Here is a 20,863-nt window from a genome sequence, read left to right as displayed (position 1 = left end):
GCCGCAATCGACAGGGGACCTCCACCATGCGCGACGCACTCACCGCTGCCGGCGCCCGCCGCGTCACCCGCCCCGCCCCGCTCCGCGAGGCCGTCTTCGACACCCTCGTCGAGCTGATCGTCAACGGCACGCTCCGCCCAGGACAGCACCTGGTGGAGTCCGAGCTGGCCGAGCACCTGGGGGTGAGCCGCCAGCCCGTGCGCGAGGCGTTGCAGCGACTCAAGAGCGAGGGATGGGTGGATCTGCGCCCCGCGCAGGGCGCCTTCGTGCACACCCCCACCGAGGAGGAGGCCGCCCAGCTCCTCAGCGTCAGGGCCGTGCTGGAGACGCACTCCGCCAGGGGCGCCGCGCTGCACGCCACCGAGCAGGACATCGCCAGGCTGTGGGAGCTCCAGGAGGCCGGGGTGCGCGCCCTCGCGGCCGACGACGCGCGGGCGATCGTGGAGGCCAACGCCGTGCTGCACGGCTTCATCACCGAGCTGGCCGGGAACGCCGTGCTGGCCGAGATGATCGGCCAGGTGGACCGCCGGGTGCGGTGGTACTACACGCCGATCGCCCGCCCGCGCGGCAAGGCCGCGTGGAACGAACACGCCACCCTCATCCGGGCCATCGCCAAGGGCGACCCCGACAGGGCCGAGCAGCTGATGCGGCGGCACACCGAGCGCACCACGGACTTCTACTGCAAGCAGATCGCGGCCGCGGCGGCCGAGGCCGCGGCCGGCTGAGCCGCACCGCTGAGGCCTCTGGAGAGGAGCGTCCCCCGGCACCGCGCCATCCGTCGGCACGGTCCCGGAGGGACGGCTCGCGAAGAGGGGAACGGGAGCCGGCCGGCGCAGGGGACGCCAATCACCGGCCGGCCCCGCCCTCGTGGCGCGGGCACCCCGGCGCGGGACTGCCGCGGCCCGCCCGGGGCACGGTCCTCGGCCCACGCACACGTTCGGGGAGGGACCCGCACAGCTGGGGAGGATGCGCGGGCCGCCGTTGTTCAGCGCCCCGCGACCGGTACGGGGGCGGGGGCGGGGACCGTGACCTCCTCACGCGGTGGAGGCCCGGGCTGTCGCAGCAGGAGCGAGAGACCGGCGGAGAAGAGGCCGATGAGGCCCGCCAGGATGAACGCGCCCTCATAGTCCCAGGCGCCCACCACCACCGCGCCCATGCCGGAGCCGAGCAGGCCGCTGACGAGCTTGGAGCTGTAGACCATGCCGTAGTTGGTCGCGTTGTGGTTCTCGCCGAAGAAGTCCGCGGTCATCGCGGCGAAGAGCGGGAAGATCGCGCCGCCGCCGAAGCCCGAGACCATGGAGAAGAACAGGAACAGCGGCATGCTGCCGATGCTCCCCGACCACAGCACGCCGAACTGCGAAAGGCCGAGCACCACGCACACGAACGTCAGCGTCTGCCGACGCCCGTAGAGGTCGGATATCCAGCCGATCACGCCGCGCCCGCAGCCGTTGACGATGGCCTTGAGCGACATGGCGGTGGCCACGATGCCGCCGGCGAAGCCCATGTCGTCGCCGAACGGCACCTGGAAGGCGATGCCGAAGATGTTCACGCCCGCCGTACAGAGCAGGCACACCCACATGAGCGGCAGCACCTTGGTCCTGCGCGCCTCGGCCGGGGTGAACTGCGCGACGGCCGGGGGGTTCTTCTCCAGCGCGCGGGCCGACCTGGGGTCGGACTTCTTGTCGAGCGGGTCGACGTGCGAGGGCCACCAGTTCTTCGGCGGGTCCTTGAAGAACAGCCCGCTGACGCCCACCGCGAGCAGCGCCCACAGGCCCACGAGCGACAGGATGGGCGCGAAGTTGTCCTTGTCCATGTAGGTCGTGAACAGGAAGACGAACGGCACGGCCCCGTAGGCGAATCCGCCGTTGACGAAGCCGGTCTTGCCGCCCTTGCGCTCGGGATACCACTTGCCGACCATGTTCACGCAGGTCGCGTAGACGAATCCGGCGCCCGAGCCGCCGAAGAAGCCGAAGCCCAGATAGGCCCAGAAGACGTTCGGCGCGTGGGCCAGCGCGAGAAAGCCGAGATAGGCGCCGACGGCGCCGAGGAGCATCGCCGCCTTGGGCGAGAGCTTCTCGCTCTCCCGCCACTGGCCGACCGGGAAGGCGACCGCGGCCTGGAAGAAGACCCAGACGCTCAGCATCCAGAAGATGTGCGTGGTCGACCAGCCCTGCCCGTCGTGCAGCGTCTCCTCCGCCGCGCCGAAGGCGTACTCGCAGATGCTGATGCCCATCATGGCGATCCACGGCAGGAGGACCATCGTCCACCGGGGACGTCCCATGATGTCCCTGTCGGTCTCGCCGACCCTGTACACGCGCCCGTTCTCGTCGGTGACCTCCCGGTACCCGGGATGGGTCGATGTGACGTCTGTTGTCATGAATGGATCCCTTTGCCTCGAAAGAGCTTTGGCCTGCGCCCCCTGGCCTGTTCTCTTCGTGCTGCGAAAGGGCGGGATGTGACTGTCCTCTCGCGGTCGCGGGCGGTGCGCCATGGCGGCGGAAGGCAGCGGCGTGCGCGGCCGTGCCCGCGGGCGGTCCGGGGCGGCATCCCGGACGTGGTCGGTGTGGGGGTGACGTGGGGGTGAAGCGGTGGGGGGTGAAGCGGTGCGGGGAGAGCGGGAGTTGAACGCGGGGGCAGGGACAGGGGGGTGCCGGGCCCGGCCCCCCGCGGCCGGGCCCGGCCCGGATCAGGGCGAGCTGCGCGGCAGCAGCCCGGCCGCGCGGGCCCACCGGTACTTCGCGCCGAGCGCGGCGACCGGCTTCTCCGTGGTGTAGGGATACGCGACGATGCCGCGTTCGAAGAGGTGCGCGGACGCCTCCTCGACCTCGGTGTCGCCCGCGAGCGAGGCGACGACCGGCTTGTCGACGCCCCGGGCGCGGAATTCCGCCACGACCCTGGCGGTCAGCTCCGCGAACACCATCGGCGGGGTGACGATGGTGTGCCAGTAGCCGAGGATCAACGCGTGGATCCTCGGGTCGGAGAGGCCGAGCCTGATGGTGGCCTCATAGGTGGACGGCGGCTCCCCGCCCGTGATGTCGATGGGGTTGCCCGCCGCGCCGAACGGCGGGATGAAGCGCCGGAACGCCTCGTCCAGGTCCGGCGGGATGTCCATCAGCGTGAGCCCGGCCTCCACACAGGCGTCCGAGAGCAGCACCCCCGAGCCACCGGCCCCGGTGATGATGACCACGTTCTCGCCCGAAGGCGTGGGCAGGACGGGCAGCGCCCTGGCGTACTCCAGCATCTCGTTGAGCCCGGGGGCGCGGATCACCCCGGCCTGGCGCAGGATGTCGTCGTACACCCGGTCGTCGCCCGCGAGCGCCCCGGTGTGCGACCCGGCGGCGCGGGCGCCCAGCGCGGTGCGGCCCGCCTTGAGCACGACCACCGGCTTCCTTGGCACGGTCCGCCGGGCGGCCTCGACGAACGCGCGGCCGTCCTTGAGGTCCTCCAGGTGCATGGCGATGGCCGTGGTGTGGGGGTCATCGGCGAAGAAGGTCAGCAGGTCGTCCTCGTCGAGGTCGGCCTTGTTGCCCAGGCCTACGATCGCGGAGACGCCCGTGCGCGTGGTGCGGCTGAAGCCGAGGATCGCCATGCCGATGCCGCCGCTCTGCGAGCTGAGCGCGACGCCGCCCTTGACGTCGTAGGGGGTGCAGAACGTCGCGCTGAGGTCGGACGGCGTGTAGTAGTAGCCGTAGATGTTGGGGCCGAGGAGGCGGACGCCGTACTTCCGCGCGATCGCCACCACCTTGTCCTGGAGCTCCTGGTCGCCCGTCTCGGCGAAGCCCGAGGGGATCAGCACGGCCGCCGCGACGCCCTTGCGGCCCGCCTCCTCGAGCGCCCCCGGGACGAACGCCGCCGGTATCGCGAACACCGCGACGTCCACCGGGCCCGGCACGTCGAGGACGCTGGCGCGGGCGGGCAGGCCGAGGATCTCGTCGGCCTTGGGGTTGATCGGGTGGATCTCGCCCGCGAAGCCGCCGCCCACCAGGTTCCTCATCACCGAGTTGCCGATCTTCCCGGCCTCGGCCGACGCCCCGATCACCGCGACCGAGCGCGGCTTCATCAGCCGCTCCATGGCCGCCAGGATGTCCTCGCGCGCGAACGTGGGCCGTGGCGGCGCCGGGTCGGGGTCGAGGATGATCCGCACATCGGCCGCGATCGCGCCGGGCGACCCGGCCGAACGCGGCAGCGCCACCACGGGGTTGAGGTCGGCCTCGGCGATCTCGGGGAAGTCGGTGACCAGGTCGGAGAGCCGGACGATCACCTCGGCGAGCGCGTCGCGGTCCACCGGCTCGGCGCCGCGCGTGCCGGTGAGGACCCCGGCGGCGGCGATCGAGTCCAGCATGGAACGCGCGTCGTCCGGCGTGGCGGGCGCCAGGCGGAACGTGACGTCCTTGATGACCTCCACCAGGACGCCCCCGAGGCCGAACGCCACCACCTTGCCGAACGTCGGGTCGGTGACCGCCCCGACGATCACCTCCTGTCCCGGCGGGACCAGTTGCTGCACCTGGACGCCGACGATCGTGGCCGAGGGGTCGTAGGCGCGGGCGTTGGCCACGATCGTGGCGTAGCCCTCGCGGACCGCGTCGGCCGTCCCGAGGCCGACCAGCACGCCGCCCGCATCGGTCTTGTGCGGGATCTGCGGCGAGACGATCTTGAGCACCACCGGCAGGCCCATCGCGGTGGCGGCGGCCACCGCCTCGTCGGGCCCCGTCGCCAGCGCCTCGCCCGGGGTGGGTATGCCGTAGGCGTCCGCGACCACCTTGCCCTCGGGCGCGGTGAGCACGGTCCTGCCCTCGGCCGTGAGCCGGTCGATCAGCGCGCGCACCGCCCCGCGGTCGTAGGGGCCGCCGCGGGTGCCGCCTGCCGTGTCGTTCGCCGTGGACTCGTTCCCCATGGACTGGTCACTCCTCACGATGGGTCGCGATGGGTCAGATGACGCCGATGGACCGCAGTCCGTCGAGCTGTTCGGCGGTGCAGCCCAGCTCGGCGTACACCTCGTCGTTGTGCTCGCCGAGCAGCGGGGGCCGCTTGACCTCGACGGGCGACTCGGAAAGGCGCAGCGGCGAGCCGACCGTGCGGAAGCTGCCGCGCTGCGGGTGGTCCACCTCGACGACGGCGCCGAGGTCGGCCAGGGTGGCGTCCTCGATCAGCTCGCGGGTGGACAGGATGGGGCCACAGGGGATGTCGTGGGCGTTGAGCAGGTCCATGACCTCCCACTTGGTGTGCCGCTCGGTCCACTCCTCGACCAGCGCGAACATCTTGTCCAGCTTGGAAAGACGCGCCTCGGGGGTGGCCCACGCCTCGTCGGTGGCCAGCTCGGGCCTGCCGATCAGGGTGGACAGCGGCTTCCAGCCCTGCGGCTGGACGATGACATAGATGTAGTCGTTGGGCCCGCCGGGGGCGCAGCGCACGGCCCAGCCCGGCTGGCCGCCGCCCGACGCGTTCCCCGAGCGTGGCACCTCGTCGCCGAACTGCTCGTTGGGGTACTCCCCCAGCGGCCCTCGCGCCAGGCGCTGCTGGTCGCGGAGCTTGACGCGGCAGAGGTTGAGCACGGCCTCCTGCATGGCGACCCGCACGCGCTGCCCTCGCCCGGTCGTGGTGCGCTGGTAGAGCGCGGCCAGGACGGCGGCGACCAGGTGGACGCCGGTGCCCGAGTCGCCGATCTGGGCGCCCGTGGCCAGCGGGGGGCCGTCCTCGAAGCCGGTGGTGGCCATCGAGCCGCCCATGGCCTGGGCGATCACCTCGTACGCCTTGAAGTCGGCGTAACGCCCTGGCCCGAAGCCCTTGACGCTGGCGTACACCAGGCGGGGGTTGAGCTCGCGCAGCGTCTCCCAGGGGAAGCCGAGGCGGTCGACGACGCCGGGGCCGAAGTTCTCCACGAGGACGTCGGCGCGGGAGACCAGCCGCCGGAACAGGCCCTTGCCCTGCGGGGTCTTGAGGTTGAGCGTGATGCTGCGCTTGTTGCAGTTGAGCATCGTGAAGTAGAGGCTGTCCACGTCGGGCACGTCGCGCAGCTGGCTGCGCGTGATGTCGCCGCGGCCCGGGGCCTCCAGCTTGATGACGTCGGCCCCGAGCCAGGCGAGCAGCTGGGTCGCCGAGGGGCCCGACTGGACGTGCGTCATGTCGAGGACGCGCACACCGGCGAGCGCCTTGGGCGCGTCGGCGGTGGGGTCGGTCGCGGTGTCCTTCGTGAGTGCGTCGGTCATCGGGGAACGCCTCCTCACTTGTACATCGTCTGGTTCATGGTTCCTGGCGCGTAGGCGTCGGGGTCGACCCACACGTTGATGAGCGAGGGCAGCCCCGACTCGCGGGCGCGGCGCAGCGCCGGGCCGATGTCGGCCGGGTCGCGGACCTCCTCGCCGTGGCCGCCGAGCATCCGCGCGAACTCGTCGTAGCGGACGTCGCCCAGCGTGTTGCCGACCCGGCCGCGCTCCTTGCCGTACTTCTGCTCCTGGCCGTAACGGATCTGGTTCATCGAGGAGTTGTTGCCGATGACGCCGACGAACGGGAGCTTGTAGCGGATCAGGGTCTCGAAGTCCCAGCCGGTGAGGCTGAACGCGCCGTCGCCGAAGAGGGCGACGACCTCCTTCTCCGGCCTGGCGTACTTGGCCGCGAGGACGAACGGGACGCCGACGCCGAGCGTGCCGAGCGGCCCCGGATCCATCCAGTGGCCGGGGGACTTGGGCTGGACGACGCCGCCCGAGAACGTCACGATGTCGCCGCCGTCGCCGATGTAGATCGAGTCCTCGGTGAGGAACTCGTTGATCTCGTGGGCGAGTCGGAGCGGGTGGATGGGGTCGGCGTCGGAGAGCTGCCGGGGCAGCCGCTTCCGGTAGGCCGCGTCCTCCTGTGCCCGCAGCTCCTCGAACCACGCCTTGCGGGCGACGCCGGTCGCGCCGGTCCCGCCCGCGCGCCCGGTCGCGGCCTGGGCGGTGGCGGCCAGGATCGCGCCGGGGTCGCCGACCAGGCCCAGGTCGATGTCGCGGTTCTTGCCGACGGTGCGGTAGTCGAGGTCGATCTGGACGACCTTGGCCGTCCTCGGCAGCCTGCGCCCGTACCCCATGCGGAAGTCGAAGGGGCTGCCGACGATGAGGATGAGGTCGGCGTTGTTGAACGCGTAGCGGCGCGAGAGGTGGAAGTGGTGCGGGTCGCCCGGCGGCAGGGTGCCGCGGCCCGCGCCGTTCATGAAGACCGGGATGTTGAGCCCGCGGGCGAACGCGATCGCGTCCTCGGTCGCGCGGGACGTCCACACCTGGGTACCGAGCAGCACGCAGGGCTTCTCGGCGGCCGTGATCAGGTCGGCGAGCCGCTCGACCGAGGCCGGGTCGCCGACGCTGCGCGTCGAGGCCCGGTAGCGGCCCGCCTGGGGAACGGTCGCCGAGGTGACCGGGACGCGGCCGTCGAGGATGTCGCGCGGGATCTCGAGGAACGAAGGCCCTGGGGCGCCGTTGTAGCACTCGCGGAACGCCATCGAGACCATGTCCGCGGCGCGCGCGGTGTGCGGCACCGTGGCGGCGAACTTGGTGATCGGCGTCATCATGTCGACGTGCGGCAGGTCCTGGAGTGAGCCCATCTTGTGCTGGCTCAGCGCGCCCTGACCGCCGATCAGCAGCATCGGGCTCTCGGCGCGGTAGGCGTTGGCGACGCCCGTGACGGCGTCGGTGGTGCCGGGGCCCGCGGTGACGACCGCGCAGCCGGGCCGCCCCGTGACCCGGGCGTAGCCGTCGGCGGCGTGCGCGGCGACCTGCTCGTGGCGCACGTCGACGACCGCGATGCCCTCGTCCACGCAGCCGTCGTAGATGTCGATGATGTGGCCGCCGCAGAGCGTGAAGATCACGTCCACGCCCTCGGCCTTGAGTGCCTTGGCGACCAGGTGCCCGCCGGAGATGGTCTCGGCGGGGGCCTCGGGGGCCGTCGCCGCCGCGGTCGTCGCGGGGGTCGTCGCGGGGGTCGCTGTGGGGGATTCGGAAGCGGTGTTGGCCGTAGCCATGTGACGCCAACTCCTCGTGGTCGACGGGGCATACGGCTGCCTCGTAGATTGCATACCGTATGGAGTAACCATATAGTTGCTGCGCGCAGCGGTCGCTGTCCAGAGGTCGGCACGGACTTTCGCCGTTGCTCCTCGGCTTGCCAGCCCCCGAGAGGACGGAATGCGCGTGGACCTGTTCGAGTACCAAGCGAGAGATCTCTTCGCCGAGCACGGCGTGCCCGTGCCCGCCGCCGAGGTCGTCGACACCCCCGAGGACGCGGGCCCGGCCGCGGACCGCCTTGGCGGCCCCGTGGTCGTCAAGGCGCAGGTGAAGACGGGAGGACGGGGCAAGGCCGGGGGGGTGCGGATGGCCGAGGGCCCGGGCGAGGCGGTGGCCCTGTCCCGCGCGATCTTCGGCATGGACATCAACGGACACACGGTGCGGAAGGTCATGCTGGCCGCCCCGGCGCGGATCGCGGACGAGTTCTACGTCTCGTTCTCGCTCGACCGCGGCAACCGCACGTTTCTCGCCATGGCCTCCACGGAGGGCGGCGTCGAGATCGAGGAGGTCGCGGCGAACGACCCCTCCGCGCTCGCCCTGGTGCCGGTCGACCCGGGCGTGGGGGTCACCGCGGAGAAGGCCGCGGAGATCGTCGCTGCGGCGCGCTTCCCCGCCGCCGTCGCCGACCGGGTCGCCGCGGTGCTGCGCTCCCTGTGGGAGGTCTTCGTCGCCGAGGACGCGCTGCTCGTCGAGGTCAACCCCCTGATCGTCACGGCCGAAGGCGACGTCGTGGCCCTCGACGGCAAGATCACCCTGGACGACAACGCCGCGTTCCGCAGGCCGGGGCACCGTGCCCTGGCCCAGGCCGGGGCGCCCTATCCGTCCCTGGCCTCCCTCCCCCGCGCCTGGTCGGCGGCGAGCCGGGCCGAGCGCGTGGCCCAGCTCGAGGAGGCCGCGGCGGCCAAGGGCCTCAACTATGTGAAGCTCGACGGCGAGGTGGGCGTCATCGGCAACGGCGCGGGCCTGGTGATGTCCACGCTCGACGTCGTCGCGCGGGCGGGCGAGCGCCACGGCGGCGCACGCCCCGCCAACTTCCTCGACATCGGCGGCGGCGCCTCCGCGCAGGTCATGGCCGACGGCCTGGAGATCGTGCTCGGCGACCCCGACGTCCGCTCGGTGTTCGTCAACGTCTTCGGCGGCATCACCGCGTGCGACGCCGTCGCCGTCGGGATCCTCCAGGCCCTCGAGCTCCTCGCCTCGCGCGGCGATGACGTCACCAAGCCGCTGGTCGTCCGCCTCGACGGGAACAGCGCCGAGCGCGGCCGACGCATCCTCGCCGAGGCCGGGCACCCGCTGATCCGCCCCGTGGACACGATGGACGGCGCGGCCGACAAGGCCGCCGCCCTGGCCGGGATCTGAGGAGGAATCCACCATGGCCATCTGGCTCACCCAGCACAACCGCGTCCTCGTCCAGGGCATGACCGGCTCCGAGGGCATGAAGCACACCCGCCGCATGCTCGCCTCGGGCACCGCCGTCGTCGGCGGGGTGACCCCGGGCAAGGGCGGCAGGACCGTGGACGTGGACGGGCGCGCGCTGCCCGTCTTCGACACCGTCGCGGAGGGCGTCGCGGCCACGGGCGCCGACACCACCGCGGTGTTCGTGCCGCCCAGGTTCGCCCGGGCCGCGGTCACCGACGCGATCGACGCGGCCGTGCCCCTCGTGGTGGTGATCACCGAGGGCATCCCGGTCCATGACACCGCCGCGCTGTGGGCGCACAGCCTCGACCAGGGCGGCAAGACCCGGATCATCGGGCCCAACTGCCCCGGCATCATCAGCCCGGGCCTGAGCAACGTCGGCATCATCCCGGCCGACATCACCGCGGCGGGGCGCGTCGGTCTCGTCTCCAAGTCGGGCACGTTGACCTACCAGTTGATGTACGAGCTGCGCGATCTGGGCTTCTCCACGTGCGTCGGCATCGGCGGCGACCCCGTGGTGGGGACCACGCACATCGACGCCCTGCGCGCGTTCGAGGAGGACCAGGGCACGGACGCCGTCGTGCTGATCGGCGAGATCGGCGGGGACGCGGAGGAGCGCGCCGCCGCGTTCATCGCCGACCGGGTGACCAAGCCGGTCGTGGGCTATGTCGCGGGCTTCACCGCGCCCGAGGGCCGCACGATGGGCCACGCGGGCGCCATCGTCTCCGGCTCGTCGGGCACGGCGGGCGCCAAGCAGGAGGCGCTCGAGGCCGTGGGGGTCAGGGTCGGCAGGACCCCGACGCAGACCGCGCGGCTGCTGCGCGAGGCGCTGCCCCGCTGACGCGGCCGAACGCCGTTCCCCGTCAGGCGCGTTCGGGCGCCGGGCGGGGGGCGGCGGGCCCGAGCCCGGGCAACGGGTCGAGCGCGGGGCGCGGACGGCGCGCGGTGTGCACGGCGAGGGCCGCGGCCAGCGCGAGCGCGAGGGCGACCGCCGACGCCCCGGCATCGAGCGCGGCCAGGCCACAACCCCCCGCGCCACCCAGGGCCTTGGCCGAGTAGAGGGCGGCGAACGCCCGTTGGTCGCCCCGGCCCCCGAAGTAGCCGCGCAGCAGGCCCACCAGCACCGGATAGCAGCCGCCCGTGGCGCACCCCGCCACCGCGGCGCACACCACGACGGCCACGGGCCCCCCGGCGAGGACCCCGGGCTGCACCACCGCGGCGGCCACCAGCGCGGCGGTCAACACCCGCCGTCTGCCCAGGCGTTCGGCCAGGTGCCCGACCGCGAGGCGGCCGAGGCCGCTGCCCGCGGCGAGCGCGGCGCAGGCCAACGCCCCGGCCCGCGTGGGCTCTTCGGCGAACGCCGTGGCCAGCGCGCCCAGATCGAGCAGCAGCACCGCCGAGCCCAACGCGACCGCCGCGTACAGCCGCCGCCACGTTCCGCTGCGCGTGCCGGGCGGCGCGGACGTCTCCCACAGCGCGGGACGGTTGCGGCGCAGGCTGCGGTTGAGGTGCTTGTCCAGCGTCCAGCGCCTCGGATCCACATCGGCGGGCCACCAGTGCTCGGGCGGCTCGCGCAGCAGCGCGCCACACGCCAGCGCCGCCGCCAGCGCACCCGCCGCGACGGCCCCCAACAGCCAGGCCACCGAGGCGGGTTCGGCGCCCGCCGCCGCCACGAGCAGCAGCGGGACGACCGCGCCGCACGCGTACCCCGCCGTGACCAGCGCCACCGCCGCGGGCGCCCGGTCGGGGTGCCACCGCGCGGCCGTGGCCACGCAGGCCGCGTACACCAGGCCCGCGCCGACCCCGCCCACCAGCGCGTACCCCGCGAGCAGCGCCCCGGGGGAGGCGCCGCCGTCCCCGCCCACCGCCACCGCGGCCAGCGCGAGCGCGAGCGCGCAGGCCGCTCCCCCGGCGGCCACCTGGCCCCGCGTCGTCAACGCGCCGCCGCGGCACAGCCGTTCGGCCAGCGGAACGGCCGCGGCCTGGCACACCGTCCACAGCGCCAGGACCGCGAGCACCGCGCCACGCCCGAGCCCGCCGGTGCCCGACCGGGCCAGCGCCGTCAGCGGGTAGCCGTACTGGAGCACCCCCGCGCCCGCCATCGCCGCCGTCGGCAGCCACAGCATCCAGCGCCGCCCCCGCCCGCCGAGCAGCTCACGGTCCGTCTCGCCGACCCGGTGGCGCCGCCCGTAGCAGTCCCGTACCTCCCGCGCCTCCCCTACCTCCCGCGCCTGATCAGATTCCTTCATCGGGCCGACCTCCCGGGGATTGCATACAGTATGGAGATGCTCCCGGTATAGCACCGCCCCCCGAGGCCGTCCAGACGCACGGCAACGCGGGGGGCGGGAAGGGGAGTTCAGTCCTGAGGCGGTGGCTGGCCGGCCGTGAGGTCGCGGGCCAGCAGCGTCGCGCCCGCGACCGCGCCCGGCATCAGGAAGACGGCGGCCAGCGGGATCAGGAAGAGGAGCACCAGCGGGACGCCGAAGCCCAGCGCCAGCGCGATCCGGCCCCGCAGCAGCCGCACCCGCTCCTTGACCGAGAGGCCGCGCCGGTCCATGGCGACCGAGGTCAGCTCCACGGTCAGGAAGAAGCCCGAGACGGCGAACCCGATCACCGGCACGACCGTCTGCCCGAGCCCGGGCACGAAGCCGCAGAGGAAGAGGGGCACCGCGAAGCACACCGCGTACAGCAGCACCCGGACGCTCCCGCGCACCGAGGCCCAGAACGACAGCCCCTCGCCGTCCGGCACCCCGCCCTCGCTCGTCTCGACCTGCCCGGAGAGCGCCTCGTAGAACGGGTCGCCCACCACGAGCGTGACCGCCGTGAACGTCAGCACCGCGAGCAGCAGCCCGAACGCGAACAGCAGCGCGGCGAACGTGACGCGCAGCACGGACCGCCAGGTGTCGGACCAGTCGTCCGCGAACGGCGTGGCCCAGGCGGCGAAGTCCCCCGCGTACAGCGCCAGCGCGACCAGCGCCGCCGCGTAGACGACCAGGGTGATCAGCGCGGGGAGCAGCCCCAGCGCCAGCCACCGCCCATGCCCGACGGCCCACCGCTGCCCGCGCGCCACGTACCGTATCCCCACCGCGAAATCTGTCACGGCGGCAGGCTATCCGGTCGCGCGGCCCCGCACGGCGGGCCGACGGCGGGGTCAATTGTGCCGGTGCAGCACCTCGTTGAGGCTGCCCCAGGCGCCGGTGCGGGGCAGCGCCTCGACGGCGCCGCTCGTGGAGTTGCGGCGGAAGAGGAGGTTGTGGGCGCCCGAGAGCTCGAGCGCCTTGACGATCTCGCCGTCCGGCAGCGTGACCCGCGTCCCCGCCGTGACATACAGGCCCGCCTCGACCACGCAGTCGTCGCCGAGCGAGATCCCGATGCCCGCCTGCGCGCCGAGCAGGCAGCGCTCGCCGATGGAGATGGTCTGCTTGCCGCCGCCCGACAGCGTGCCCATGATCGACGAGCCACCGCCCACGTCCGAGCCGTCGCCGACCACGACGCCCGCGCTGATCCGGCCCTCGACCATCGAGACGCCGAGCGTCCCCGCGTTGAAGTTGACGAAGCCCTCGTGCATCACCGTCGTCCCCGACGCCAGGTGCGCGCCGAGGCGCACGCGGTCCGCGTCGCCGATGCGCACACCCGAGGGCACCACGTAGTCGGTCATCCTCGGGAACTTGTCGACGCTCGTCACCCCGAGCTGCCCGCCCGACGCGCGGACGGCGACCCTGGTCCGCTCGATCCGCTCGACGGGAACGGGCCCGACCGTCGTCCAGGCGACATTGGCGAGCAGCCCGAAGATCCCGTCGAGGCTCAGGCCGTGCGGGCGCACCAGGCGGTGGCTGAGCAGGTGGAGCCTGAGGTAGACGTCGTGCGCGTCGACCGGCTTCTCCTGGAGGTCGGAGATCACCGTCCGCACCGCGACGACCTCGACGCCGCGCCGCTCGTCGGGCCCGAGCGCGGCGGGGGCCGAGGGGCCGAGCAGCTCGGCGACGCGCGGCCCGGTCAGCCGCTCGGTGCCCGAGACGCCGGGCTCGGTGACCAGTTCGGGGGCGGGGAACCAGGTGTCGAGCACGACGCCTTCGGCGGTGACCGTGGCGAGCCCGGCGGCGACGGCGCCGGAGAGGGAGAGCTGGTGAGAGGGGGTCTCGGTCATGGCCACGACGCTAGCCGGTGCCCGCCGCCGGACGCGAACCGGTCCCGGGGAGCCCGGCCGGTCGGGTGACCGCCCCGCGCGTCTGCGGGGCGACCGACGCGGGCGCCCGCGATCCTTGCGGCGAATTTCCCATCGTCCTTTTTCCACACACATGAGAAGGAGTGAGAGTCGGATGGCCGAGTGCGAGGTCTGCGGCAACGACTACCGGATGGCCTTCGAGGTGCGCGCCGCCGGGCAGGTGCACGTCTTCGACAGCTTCGAGTGCGCGGTGCAGCGGATGGCGCCGGTGTGCGAGAACTGCGGCTGCAAGATCATGGGCCATGGCCTGGAGACGGAGGAAGGACACTTCTTCTGCTGCGGCCACTGCGCCCGCACCCAGGGCCACGCGGAGCTGGTCGACCACGCCTGAGCCCGCGCTGAGCCCGAAGCGCGAACGCGCCGATGCCCGCCGGGGCGAGAGCGACCCGGGCGGGCATCGGCGCGTTCGAGGGCTGGCAGTGCCGTCAGCGCCGTCGGCTCAGGGGCGCGCTCAGACGTTGAACCCCAGGGCGCGCAGCTGGTCGCGCCCGTCGTCGGTGATCTTGTCGGGTCCCCACGGCGGCATCCAGACCCAGTTGATCTTGAGCTCGCTCACCAGGCCCTCGGTCGCCGTCCTGGCCTGGTCCTCGATGACGTCGGTCAGCGGACACGCGGCCGAGGTCAGGGTCATGTCCACGGTGGCGACGTTGTCCTCGTCCACGTGGATGCCGTAGATCAGGCCGAGGTTGACGACGTCGATGCCCAGCTCGGGGTCGACGACGTCCATCATCGCCTCGCGGATCTCCTCCTCGCCCGCGGGCGCGGTTTTCGTTGCCTCACTCACAGCTTCTCCTCGAGAGCGGTCTCGCCCAGCGCCTGGGCGGTGGCGTCCTTCCAGGCCATCCAGCTCAGCAGGGCGCACTTCACCCGGGCCGGATACTTCGACACCCCGGCGAACGCGACGGCGTCCTCCAGGGTCTCCTCCATGGCGTCGTCCGGGGTGAGCCGCCCCTTGGACTGCATCAGCGTGAGAAACGTCTCCTGCACGGCCAGCGCGTCCTTCAGCTCGCGGCCCACCAGCAGGTCGTTGAGCACCGAGGCGCTGGCCTGGCTGATCGAGCAGCCCTGCCCCTCGTAGGAGACATCGGCGATCCGCTCACCCTCGTACCGGACGCGCAGCGTGATCTCGTCGCCGCACGTGGGGTTCACGTGGTGCACCTCGGCGTCGCCCTCGCGCAGGCCACGCCCGTGCGGGTTCTTGTAGTGGTCCAGGATCACGTCCTGGTACATCGATTCCAGCTGCACGCGTTCACACCGCTCTCATCCGAAGAAGCCACGGACGTACTCGAGCCCGGCGACCAGGGCGTCCACCTCGGCCGGTGTCGAGTACAGATAGAACGACGCCCGCGTGGTCGCGGGAATTCCGTACCGCAGGCAGACGGGCCGCGCGCAGTGGTGGCCGACCCGGACGGCGATGCCCTGCTCGTCGAGCACCTGCCCCACGTCGTGCGGGTGGATGTCGCCCAGCGTGAACGAGATCGTCGCGCCGCGGTCCTCGCCCGTGACCGGGCCGATGATCCGCAGGTCGGGGACCTCGGCCAGCCGCCCGAGCGCGTACGCGGTCAGCGCGTGCTCGTGCTCGGCGATCCGCTCCATGCCGATGCCCGAGAGGTAGTCGACGGCCGCGCCGAGCCCGACCGCCTGGGCGATCGGCGGCGTGCCCGCCTCGAACTTGTGGGGCGCGGGCGCGTAGGTCGACGCGTGCATCGTGACCGTCTCGATCATCTCCCCGCCGCCGAGGAAGGGCGGCAGGTCCTCGAGCAGCTCCTGCCTGCCCCACAGCACGCCGATGCCCGTCGGGCCGCACATCTTGTGCCCGGTGAACACCACGAAGTCCGCGCCGAGCGACTGCACGTCGAGCGGCATGTGCGGGGCCGCCTGCGAGGCGTCCACCACGACCAGCGCGCCGACCTCCTGCGCCCTGCGGACGATCTCGTCCACGGGGTTGACCGTGCCGAGGACGTTGGAGACCAGCATGAACGAGACGACCTTGGTCCGCTCCGTGATGACCTCGTCGATGCGGGAGAGGTCGAGCCTGCCGTCGTCGGTCAGCCCGAACCACTTCAGCGTCGCGCCCGTGCGCTGCGCGAGCAGCTGCCACGGCACGATGTTGGAGTGGTGCTCCATCTCCGTGATGACGACCTCGGTGCGGGAGTCCACCCGGTAGGGGTCGTCGGCCCAGCCGAGCATGTTCGCGACGAGGTTGAGCGACTCGGAGGCGTTCTTGGTGAAGACGACCTCGTCGCGGCTCGGGGCGTTGATGAACGCCGCGACCTTGTCCCTCGCGCCCTCGTACAGCGCCGTCGACTCCTCGGCGAGGATGTGGACGCCGCGGTGCACGTTGGCGTGGTGCCGCTCGTAGTACTCGTTCACCGCGTCGAGGACCTGGCGCGGCTTCTGCGAGCTGGCCGCGTTGTCCAGGTAGATCAACGGCTTCCCGCCGTGGACCGTGCGGTGCAGGATCGGGAAGTCCTTGCGGATCGCCTCGGTGTCCAACAGGCCGGGCAGCCCGTGCGGCGTGCCGGGTGCCTGCGTGCCGTCCGTCATGAGCCGCCGCCCTTCGTGTACTGCTCGTAGCCCTCGGCCTCCAGCTTGTCCGCCAGCTCGGCGCCGCCGGACTCCACGATCCGGCCGCCCGCGAAGACGTGCACGTGGTCGGGGGTGATGTACCGCAGGATGCGGGTGTAGTGCGTGATCAGCAGGGTGCCGACCTCGCCGGTGGAACGGACCCTGTTGACGCCCTCGGAGACGATCCGCAGCGCGTCGATGTCGAGCCCCGAGTCGGTCTCGTCGAGCACCGCGATCCTCGGCTTGAGCAGCTCGAGCTGAAGGATCTCGTGGCGCTTCTTCTCGCCGCCCGAGAAGCCCTCGTTGACGTTGCGCTCGGCGAACGCCGGGTCCATCTCCAGGCGCTCCATGGTCTCCTTGACCTCCTTGACCCATGTCCGCAGCCTGGGGGCCTCGCCGCGGACCGCGGTGGCGGAGGTGCGCAGGAAGTTGGAGACCGAGACGCCGGGGATCTCCACCGGGTACTGCATGGCCAGGAAGACGCCGGCGCGGGCGCGCTCGTCGACGGACATCTCCAGGACGTCCTCGCCGTCGAGCGTGACGGTGCCGCCGGTGACGGTGTACTTGGGGTGCCCGGCCAGCGAGTAGGCCAGGGTGGACTTGCCGGAGCCGTTGGGGCCCATGATGGCGTGCGTCTCGCCCTGCTTCACGGTCAGGTCGACCCCGCGCAGGATCTCTTTGGAGCCGCCTTCGCCGTCGACGGAGACGTGCAGGTCGTGGATCTCAAGCGTTGCCATGGGTGCCTTCAGGACTCCTGGGTGACGGAGACGAGCACGGCGGCGCCGGGCCCCTCTCCTTCGATCTTTACGGGGTAAACGGGGATGGGCCGCGTGGCGGGCAGCCCGGACGGCTTTCCGGTGCGCAGGTCGAAGCGGGAGCCGTGCAGCCAGCACTCGATCTGGCAGTCCTCCACCTCGCCCTCGGACAGCGACACGTTCGCGTGCGAGCAGATGTCGTTGACCGCGAACACCTCGCCCTCGGCACGGACCACGGCGACCGGGACGCCGCCGAGGTCGACGCGGCGGGCCACCTCGTCCTCCAGGTCGCCGAGCGAGCAGACCCTGACGAAGCCGCCGTCGCCGGGGGCGCTCACGCGATCGCCTCCGCGAGCTCCGCCTCCAGCTTGGCGATCAGCCGCTCCTCGACGTCCGGCACGCCGATCTGCTGGACCAGCTCGGCGAAGAAGCCGCGCACCACGAGGCGCCGCGCCTCCTCGGCCGGGATGCCGCGCGCCATCAGGTAGAACAGCTGCTCGTCCTCGAAGCGCCCGGTGGCCGACGCGTGCCCCGCGCCGACGATCTCGCCGGTCTCGATCTCCAGGTTGGGCACGGAGTCCACGCGGGCGCCGTCGGTCAGCACGAGGTTCCGGTTGAGCTCGTAGGTGTCCGTGCCGGTGGCGGCGGCCCTGATCAGCACGTCGCCGATCCACACCGCGTGCGCGTCCGCGCCCTGGAGCGCGCCCTTGTAGGCGACGTTGCTCCGGCAGTTCGCCGCCGTGTGGTCCACGAGCAGCCGGTGCTCCTGGTGCTGCCCGTTGTCCGTGAAGTACAGGCCGTACAGCTCGGCCTCGCCGCCGGGGCCCGCGTAGCTGACCCGGGGGTGCAGCCGCACCAGGTCGCCGCCGAAGGTGACGACCACGGACTTGAACGTGGCGTCCCGGCCGATCAGCGCGCTGTGCTGCGAGCAGTGCACGGCGGTGTCGTCCCAGTCCTGCACGGAGACGAACGTGACCTTGGCGCCGTCGCCGACCAGGAACTCGACGTTGGCCGCGCGGACCGCGTCGCCGGTGTGGTCGGCCACGATGACGACCTCGGCGAACGCCCCGATCTCGAAGACCGTGTGCCCGTACGTCACCCCGCCCTCGCCCTGCACGCTCAGCCGCACCGGCTCGGCGGGGGCCGCCTCGGCGGGCACCGAGACGACCGTGGCCTTCTCGAAGGCGCTGAACGCCTGCGCGGCCACCCGGTCCACCGGCGTGCCCGCCCTGCCGACGCGCGGGTCGTCCCGCCCGACGGTGGTGACGGTCACGCCGTCGGGCGCGCTCACCTCGACCTTGACGGAGCCGGTCGCGACGGCGGTGCCGTTGTGCAGCCCCTTGAGCCGCTCCAGGGGAGTGAAGCGCCACTCCTCCTCGCGGCCGTGCGGCACAGGGAAGTCGGCCACGTCGTAGGACGGCGGCGCGCTCATCCTGGTGGCCACGGTGGATTCGGCTGCCACCGCGATGCTCTGGGCCTCAGCCATGGGTGTCGTCGTGCTCACTCTCTTGATGGACCTTGATGGACGCTCTTGCCCGGGCTCCTGCCCGGGCGCTCCGACGGACGGGTGCGGCGCGGCGGGTCAGCCGACGGCGCCCTCCATCTGGAGCTCGATCAGCCTGTTCAGCTCGAGGGCGTACTCCATGGGCAGCTCCTTGGCGATCGGCTCGACGAAGCCGCGCACGATCATCGCCATCGCCTCGTCCTCGGACAGGCCCCGGCTCATCAGGTAGAACAGCTGGTCATCGCTCACCTTGGAGACGGTCGCCTCGTGGCCCATCGTCACGTCGTCCTCGCGGACGTCCACATACGGATAGGTGTCCGAGCGGGAGATGGTGTCCACCAGGAGCGCGTCGCACAGCACGTTGGACTTGGAGCCCTCGGCGCCCTCGCCGATCTCGATCAGCCCACGGTACGAGGTCCGGCCGCCGCCCCTGGCCACGGACTTGGACACGATGTTCGACGACGTGCGGGGGGCCATGTGCACCATCTTGGCGCCCGCGTCCTGGTGCTGGCCCTCGCCCGCGAACGCGACCGAAAGGGTCTCGCCCTTGGCGTGCTCGCCCATCAGGTAGACGGCGGGGTACTTCATGGTGACCTTGGAGCCGATGTTCCCGTCGACCCACTCCATGGTGGCGCCCTCGTAGGCGACGGCGCGCTTGGTCACGAGGTTGTACACGTTGTTCGACCAGTTCTGGATGGTCGTGTAGCGGCAGCGGCCGCCCTTCTTGACGATGATCTCGACGACCGCGGAGTGCAGCGAGTCCGAGTCGTAGATCGGCGCGGTGCAGCCCTCGACGTAGTGGACGTAGGCGTCCTCGTCGACGATGATCAGCGTCCGCTCGAACTGGCCCATGTTCTCGGTGTTGATCCGGAAGTACGCCTGGAGCGGGATGTCCACGTGCACGCCCGGCGGGACGTAGATGAACGAACCACCGGACCAGACCGCGGTGTTGAGCGCCGCGAACTTGTTGTCGCCGACGGGGATCACCGTGCCGAAGTGCTCCTGGAACAGCTCGGGGTGCTCGCGCAGCGCCGTGTCGGTGTCGAGGAAGATGACGCCCTGCTTCTCCAGGTCCTCGCGGATCTGGTGGTAGACGACCTCCGACTCGTACTGCGCGGCGACGCCCGCGACCAGCCGCTGCTTCTCCGCCTCGGGGATGCCCAGCTTGTCGTAGGTGTTCTTGATGTCCTCGGGCAGGTCCTCCCAGCTCTGGGCCTGCTTCTCGGTGGACCGGACGAAGTACTTGATGTTGTCGAAGTCGATGCCGCTGAGGTCGGAGCCCCAGGACGGCATGGGCTTCTTGCCGAACAGCTTGAGCCCCTTCAGGCGGAGCTTGAGCATCCACTCCGGCTCGGACTTCTTGCCCGAGATGTCGCGGACGACGTCCTCGGACAGGCCGCGCTTGGCGGCGGCACCGGCCGTGTCGGAGTCGGCCCAGCCGTATTCGTACTTGCCCAGCCCCTCGAGCTCGGGGTGGGCCGTCTCCGTGGGGAGCGTCATGCGGGGTTCCTCCCGGCAGTGCGTGGTGGTGCGGTGGTCTTGGGCGGTGCCTTCGTGGGCGGTACGTCGGGCGGTACTTCGGGGACGAACGTGGTGCACACGCCGTCGCCGTGGGCGATGGTCGCGAGCCGCTGCACATGGCTGCCGAGCAGGCGGGAGAACACCTCGGTCTCCGCCTCGCACAGCTGAGGGAAGCGCGCGGCGGCGTGCGCCACGGGGCAGTGATGCTGGCACACCTGCTCCCCCGCCGACGCGTCCACCCGGCGCACGGTCGCGGCGTACCCGTGGTGGGACAGCGCCTCGGCCAGCGCCCGCGCCCGGCCCTCCGGGGGGACGCCGTCGAGGAACGGACGGTACGCCTCGGCCTGTGCGGCGGCCTTGTCCCTGGCGAAGTCCATCACGGCCGCGGCCCCGCGGTCGCCTCCCCCGGCCAGGCGCTCGATCCAGCGCAGCGCCTCGACGGCCAGCTCGTCATAGGCCTGGTCGAACGCGTCGCGCCCCGAGTCGGTGATCGCGAAGACCTTGGCGGGACGGCCACGCCCCCGCGAGCCGTAGACTCGCTTCTCGCGCGGCTCCACGAGGCCCCCTCCGACGAGCGCGTCGAGGTGGCGGCGGACCGCCGCCTGGGTGAGCCCGAGCCGGTCGGCCAGCTCGGCCGCGGTCGAAGGGCCGTGGTCAAGGATCGAACGGGCGACGCGGCGGCGGGTGCCGGACTGCTCGTCGGCGGCCTGGGGCACGCCTGAGCCACCGACGGCGGGGGCCGCCTGGGTGTCATCGCGCTCGGGCCCGTTTTTCACAACGCCATTGTTGCTTAATTCGGCGGACACGAGCAAGCCGCGTCCTGACCTGGCCGGATGCAGTACAT

18 protein-coding genes and 2 pseudogenes are annotated in these 20,863 nt (G+C 72.2%); 5 read left to right on the top strand and 15 right to left on the bottom strand.

Going from position 1 to position 20,863, the window contains the following annotated elements:
• Window positions 1-26 precede the first annotated feature (26 nt).
• Window positions 27-725, top strand: coding sequence for a GntR family transcriptional regulator (locus D7318_RS26175; RefSeq protein WP_120699683.1), 699 nt, complete (start codon window positions 27-29; stop codon window positions 723-725).
• A 260-nt stretch (window positions 726-985) separates the two neighbouring features.
• On the opposite strand, the gene D7318_RS26170 is transcribed toward D7318_RS26175, so the two are convergent.
• The 4 genes from D7318_RS26170 to D7318_RS26155 all read right to left on the bottom strand — a co-directional run bounded on the left by D7318_RS26170 (window position 986) and on the right by D7318_RS26155 (window position 7,990).
• Window positions 986-2,377, bottom strand: coding sequence for an OFA family MFS transporter (locus D7318_RS26170; protein ID WP_120699682.1), 1,392 nt, complete (start codon window positions 2,375-2,377; stop codon window positions 986-988).
• A 309-nt stretch (window positions 2,378-2,686) separates the two neighbouring features.
• Window positions 2,687-4,894, bottom strand: a complete 2,208-nt coding sequence (locus D7318_RS26165) for an acetate--CoA ligase family protein (protein ID WP_120699681.1) — start codon at window positions 4,892-4,894, stop codon at window positions 2,687-2,689.
• 34 nt (window positions 4,895-4,928) lie between these two features.
• On the bottom strand, window positions 4,929-6,206 hold the full coding sequence (gene frc / locus D7318_RS26160) for a formyl-CoA transferase (protein WP_120699680.1): 1,278 nt from the start codon (window positions 6,204-6,206) through the stop codon (window positions 4,929-4,931).
• Window positions 6,207-6,220: 14 nt separating this feature from the next.
• The gene (locus D7318_RS26155; protein ID WP_120699679.1) at window positions 6,221-7,990 is read right to left on the bottom strand and encodes a thiamine pyrophosphate-binding protein; all 1,770 of its coding nucleotides are present in this window, start codon (window positions 7,988-7,990) and stop codon (window positions 6,221-6,223) included.
• Window positions 7,991-8,156: 166 nt separating this feature from the next.
• Between D7318_RS26155 and D7318_RS35020 the strand changes: the two are divergent.
• The 3 genes and pseudogenes from D7318_RS35020 to sucD form a co-directional block, all read left to right on the top strand.
• A pseudogene (locus D7318_RS35020) lies at window positions 8,157-8,829 on the top strand (ATP-grasp domain-containing protein); the annotation flags it as partial.
• 83 nt (window positions 8,830-8,912) lie between these two features.
• Window positions 8,913-9,389: pseudogene (locus D7318_RS35015) on the top strand (ADP-forming succinate--CoA ligase subunit beta); the annotation flags it as partial.
• 13 nt (window positions 9,390-9,402) lie between these two features.
• Window positions 9,403-10,287, top strand: a complete 885-nt coding sequence (sucD, locus tag D7318_RS26145; RefSeq protein WP_120699678.1) for a succinate--CoA ligase subunit alpha — start codon at window positions 9,403-9,405, stop codon at window positions 10,285-10,287.
• 22 nt (window positions 10,288-10,309) lie between these two features.
• Here the strand turns inward: sucD and D7318_RS26140 are convergent, their stop codons facing one another.
• From D7318_RS26140 to dapD, 3 genes are all read right to left on the bottom strand, one after another.
• Window positions 10,310-11,695 (bottom strand): MFS transporter, encoded by a 1,386-nt coding sequence (locus D7318_RS26140; RefSeq protein ID WP_120699677.1) that lies wholly within the window; start codon window positions 11,693-11,695, stop codon window positions 10,310-10,312.
• 107 nt (window positions 11,696-11,802) lie between these two features.
• Entirely contained in the window at window positions 11,803-12,546 is a 744-nt protein-coding gene (locus D7318_RS26135) for an EI24 domain-containing protein (protein ID WP_120699676.1), read from the bottom strand.
• A gap of 51 nt (window positions 12,547-12,597) precedes the next feature.
• Window positions 12,598-13,593, bottom strand: coding sequence for a 2,3,4,5-tetrahydropyridine-2,6-dicarboxylate N-succinyltransferase (dapD, locus tag D7318_RS26130; RefSeq protein ID WP_120699675.1), 996 nt, complete (start codon window positions 13,591-13,593; stop codon window positions 12,598-12,600).
• A 172-nt stretch (window positions 13,594-13,765) separates the two neighbouring features.
• Here dapD and D7318_RS26125 point away from each other — a divergent pair, with 172 nt between their 5' ends.
• A complete protein-coding gene (locus tag D7318_RS26125; RefSeq protein WP_120699674.1) occupies window positions 13,766-14,002 on the top strand; it encodes a hypothetical protein in 237 nt (78 codons plus the stop codon).
• A gap of 120 nt (window positions 14,003-14,122) precedes the next feature.
• Here the strand turns inward: D7318_RS26125 and D7318_RS26120 are convergent, their stop codons facing one another.
• The 8 genes from D7318_RS26120 to D7318_RS26085 all read right to left on the bottom strand — a co-directional run bounded on the left by D7318_RS26120 (window position 14,123) and on the right by D7318_RS26085 (window position 20,795).
• Window positions 14,123-14,455 carry a metal-sulfur cluster assembly factor gene (locus D7318_RS26120; protein WP_120699673.1) on the bottom strand — a complete coding sequence of 111 codons (333 nt, stop codon included), beginning with the start codon at window positions 14,453-14,455 and terminating at the stop codon, window positions 14,123-14,125.
• Window positions 14,452-14,916 (bottom strand): Fe-S cluster assembly sulfur transfer protein SufU, encoded by a 465-nt coding sequence (sufU, locus tag D7318_RS26115; RefSeq protein ID WP_113689066.1) that lies wholly within the window; start codon window positions 14,914-14,916, stop codon window positions 14,452-14,454. The genes D7318_RS26120 and sufU overlap by 4 nt, the downstream gene beginning before the upstream one ends.
• A 15-nt stretch (window positions 14,917-14,931) precedes the next feature.
• Window positions 14,932-16,218 (bottom strand): cysteine desulfurase, encoded by a 1,287-nt coding sequence (locus D7318_RS26110; RefSeq protein ID WP_120699672.1) that lies wholly within the window; start codon window positions 16,216-16,218, stop codon window positions 14,932-14,934.
• Window positions 16,215-16,976 carry a Fe-S cluster assembly ATPase SufC gene (gene sufC, locus D7318_RS26105; protein WP_120699671.1) on the bottom strand — a complete coding sequence of 254 codons (762 nt, stop codon included), beginning with the start codon at window positions 16,974-16,976 and terminating at the stop codon, window positions 16,215-16,217. The genes D7318_RS26110 and sufC overlap by 4 nt, the downstream gene beginning before the upstream one ends.
• 8 nt (window positions 16,977-16,984) lie before the next feature.
• Window positions 16,985-17,332 carry a non-heme iron oxygenase ferredoxin subunit gene (locus D7318_RS26100; protein WP_120699670.1) on the bottom strand — a complete coding sequence of 116 codons (348 nt, stop codon included), beginning with the start codon at window positions 17,330-17,332 and terminating at the stop codon, window positions 16,985-16,987.
• Window positions 17,329-18,480: a Fe-S cluster assembly protein SufD gene (sufD, locus tag D7318_RS26095; protein WP_120699669.1), complete on the bottom strand. Its 1,152-nt coding sequence runs from the start codon at window positions 18,478-18,480 to the stop codon at window positions 17,329-17,331. The genes D7318_RS26100 and sufD overlap by 4 nt, the downstream gene beginning before the upstream one ends.
• A gap of 96 nt (window positions 18,481-18,576) precedes the next feature.
• On the bottom strand, window positions 18,577-19,998 hold the full coding sequence (gene sufB, locus D7318_RS26090; protein WP_120699668.1) for a Fe-S cluster assembly protein SufB: 1,422 nt from the start codon (window positions 19,996-19,998) through the stop codon (window positions 18,577-18,579).
• Window positions 19,995-20,795 (bottom strand): helix-turn-helix transcriptional regulator, encoded by an 801-nt coding sequence (locus tag D7318_RS26085; protein WP_120699667.1) that lies wholly within the window; start codon window positions 20,793-20,795, stop codon window positions 19,995-19,997. Before D7318_RS26085 ends, sufB begins: the two co-directional genes overlap by 4 nt.
• Window positions 20,796-20,863 lie beyond the last annotated feature (68 nt).

The sequence above is a fragment of the Streptomyces radicis genome (assembly GCF_003626575.1).
GTDB lineage: Bacteria > Actinomycetota > Actinomycetes > Streptomycetales > Streptomycetaceae > Streptomyces > Streptomyces radicis.
The sequence above is the reverse complement of the archived record's forward strand: the minus strand, read 5'-3'. Positions and strand labels throughout refer to the sequence as shown.

Coding starts and splice junctions, on each gene's coding strand:
- sufD (WP_120699669.1), bottom strand. CDS start 18,480: ATGGCTGAGGCCCAGAGCATCGCGGTGGCAGCCGAATCCACCGTGGCC.
- sucD (WP_120699678.1), top strand. CDS start 9,403: ATGGCCATCTGGCTCACCCAGCACAACCGCGTCCTCGTCCAGGGCATG.
- D7318_RS26170 (WP_120699682.1), bottom strand. CDS start 2,377: ATGACAACAGACGTCACATCGACCCATCCCGGGTACCGGGAGGTCACC.
- D7318_RS26110 (WP_120699672.1), bottom strand. CDS start 16,218: ATGACGGACGGCACGCAGGCACCCGGCACGCCGCACGGGCTGCCCGGC.
- sufC (WP_120699671.1), bottom strand. CDS start 16,976: ATGGCAACGCTTGAGATCCACGACCTGCACGTCTCCGTCGACGGCGAA.
- D7318_RS26155 (WP_120699679.1), bottom strand. CDS start 7,990: ATGGCTACGGCCAACACCGCTTCCGAATCCCCCACAGCGACCCCCGCG.
- D7318_RS26165 (WP_120699681.1), bottom strand. CDS start 4,894: ATGGGGAACGAGTCCACGGCGAACGACACGGCAGGCGGCACCCGCGGC.
- dapD (WP_120699675.1), bottom strand. CDS start 13,593: ATGACCGAGACCCCCTCTCACCAGCTCTCCCTCTCCGGCGCCGTCGCC.
- frc (WP_120699680.1), bottom strand. CDS start 6,206: ATGACCGACGCACTCACGAAGGACACCGCGACCGACCCCACCGCCGAC.
- D7318_RS26175 (WP_120699683.1), top strand. CDS start 27: ATGCGCGACGCACTCACCGCTGCCGGCGCCCGCCGCGTCACCCGCCCC.
- sufB (WP_120699668.1), bottom strand. CDS start 19,998: ATGACGCTCCCCACGGAGACGGCCCACCCCGAGCTCGAGGGGCTGGGC.
- D7318_RS26140 (WP_120699677.1), bottom strand. CDS start 11,695: ATGAAGGAATCTGATCAGGCGCGGGAGGTAGGGGAGGCGCGGGAGGTA.
- D7318_RS26125 (WP_120699674.1), top strand. CDS start 13,766: ATGGCCGAGTGCGAGGTCTGCGGCAACGACTACCGGATGGCCTTCGAG.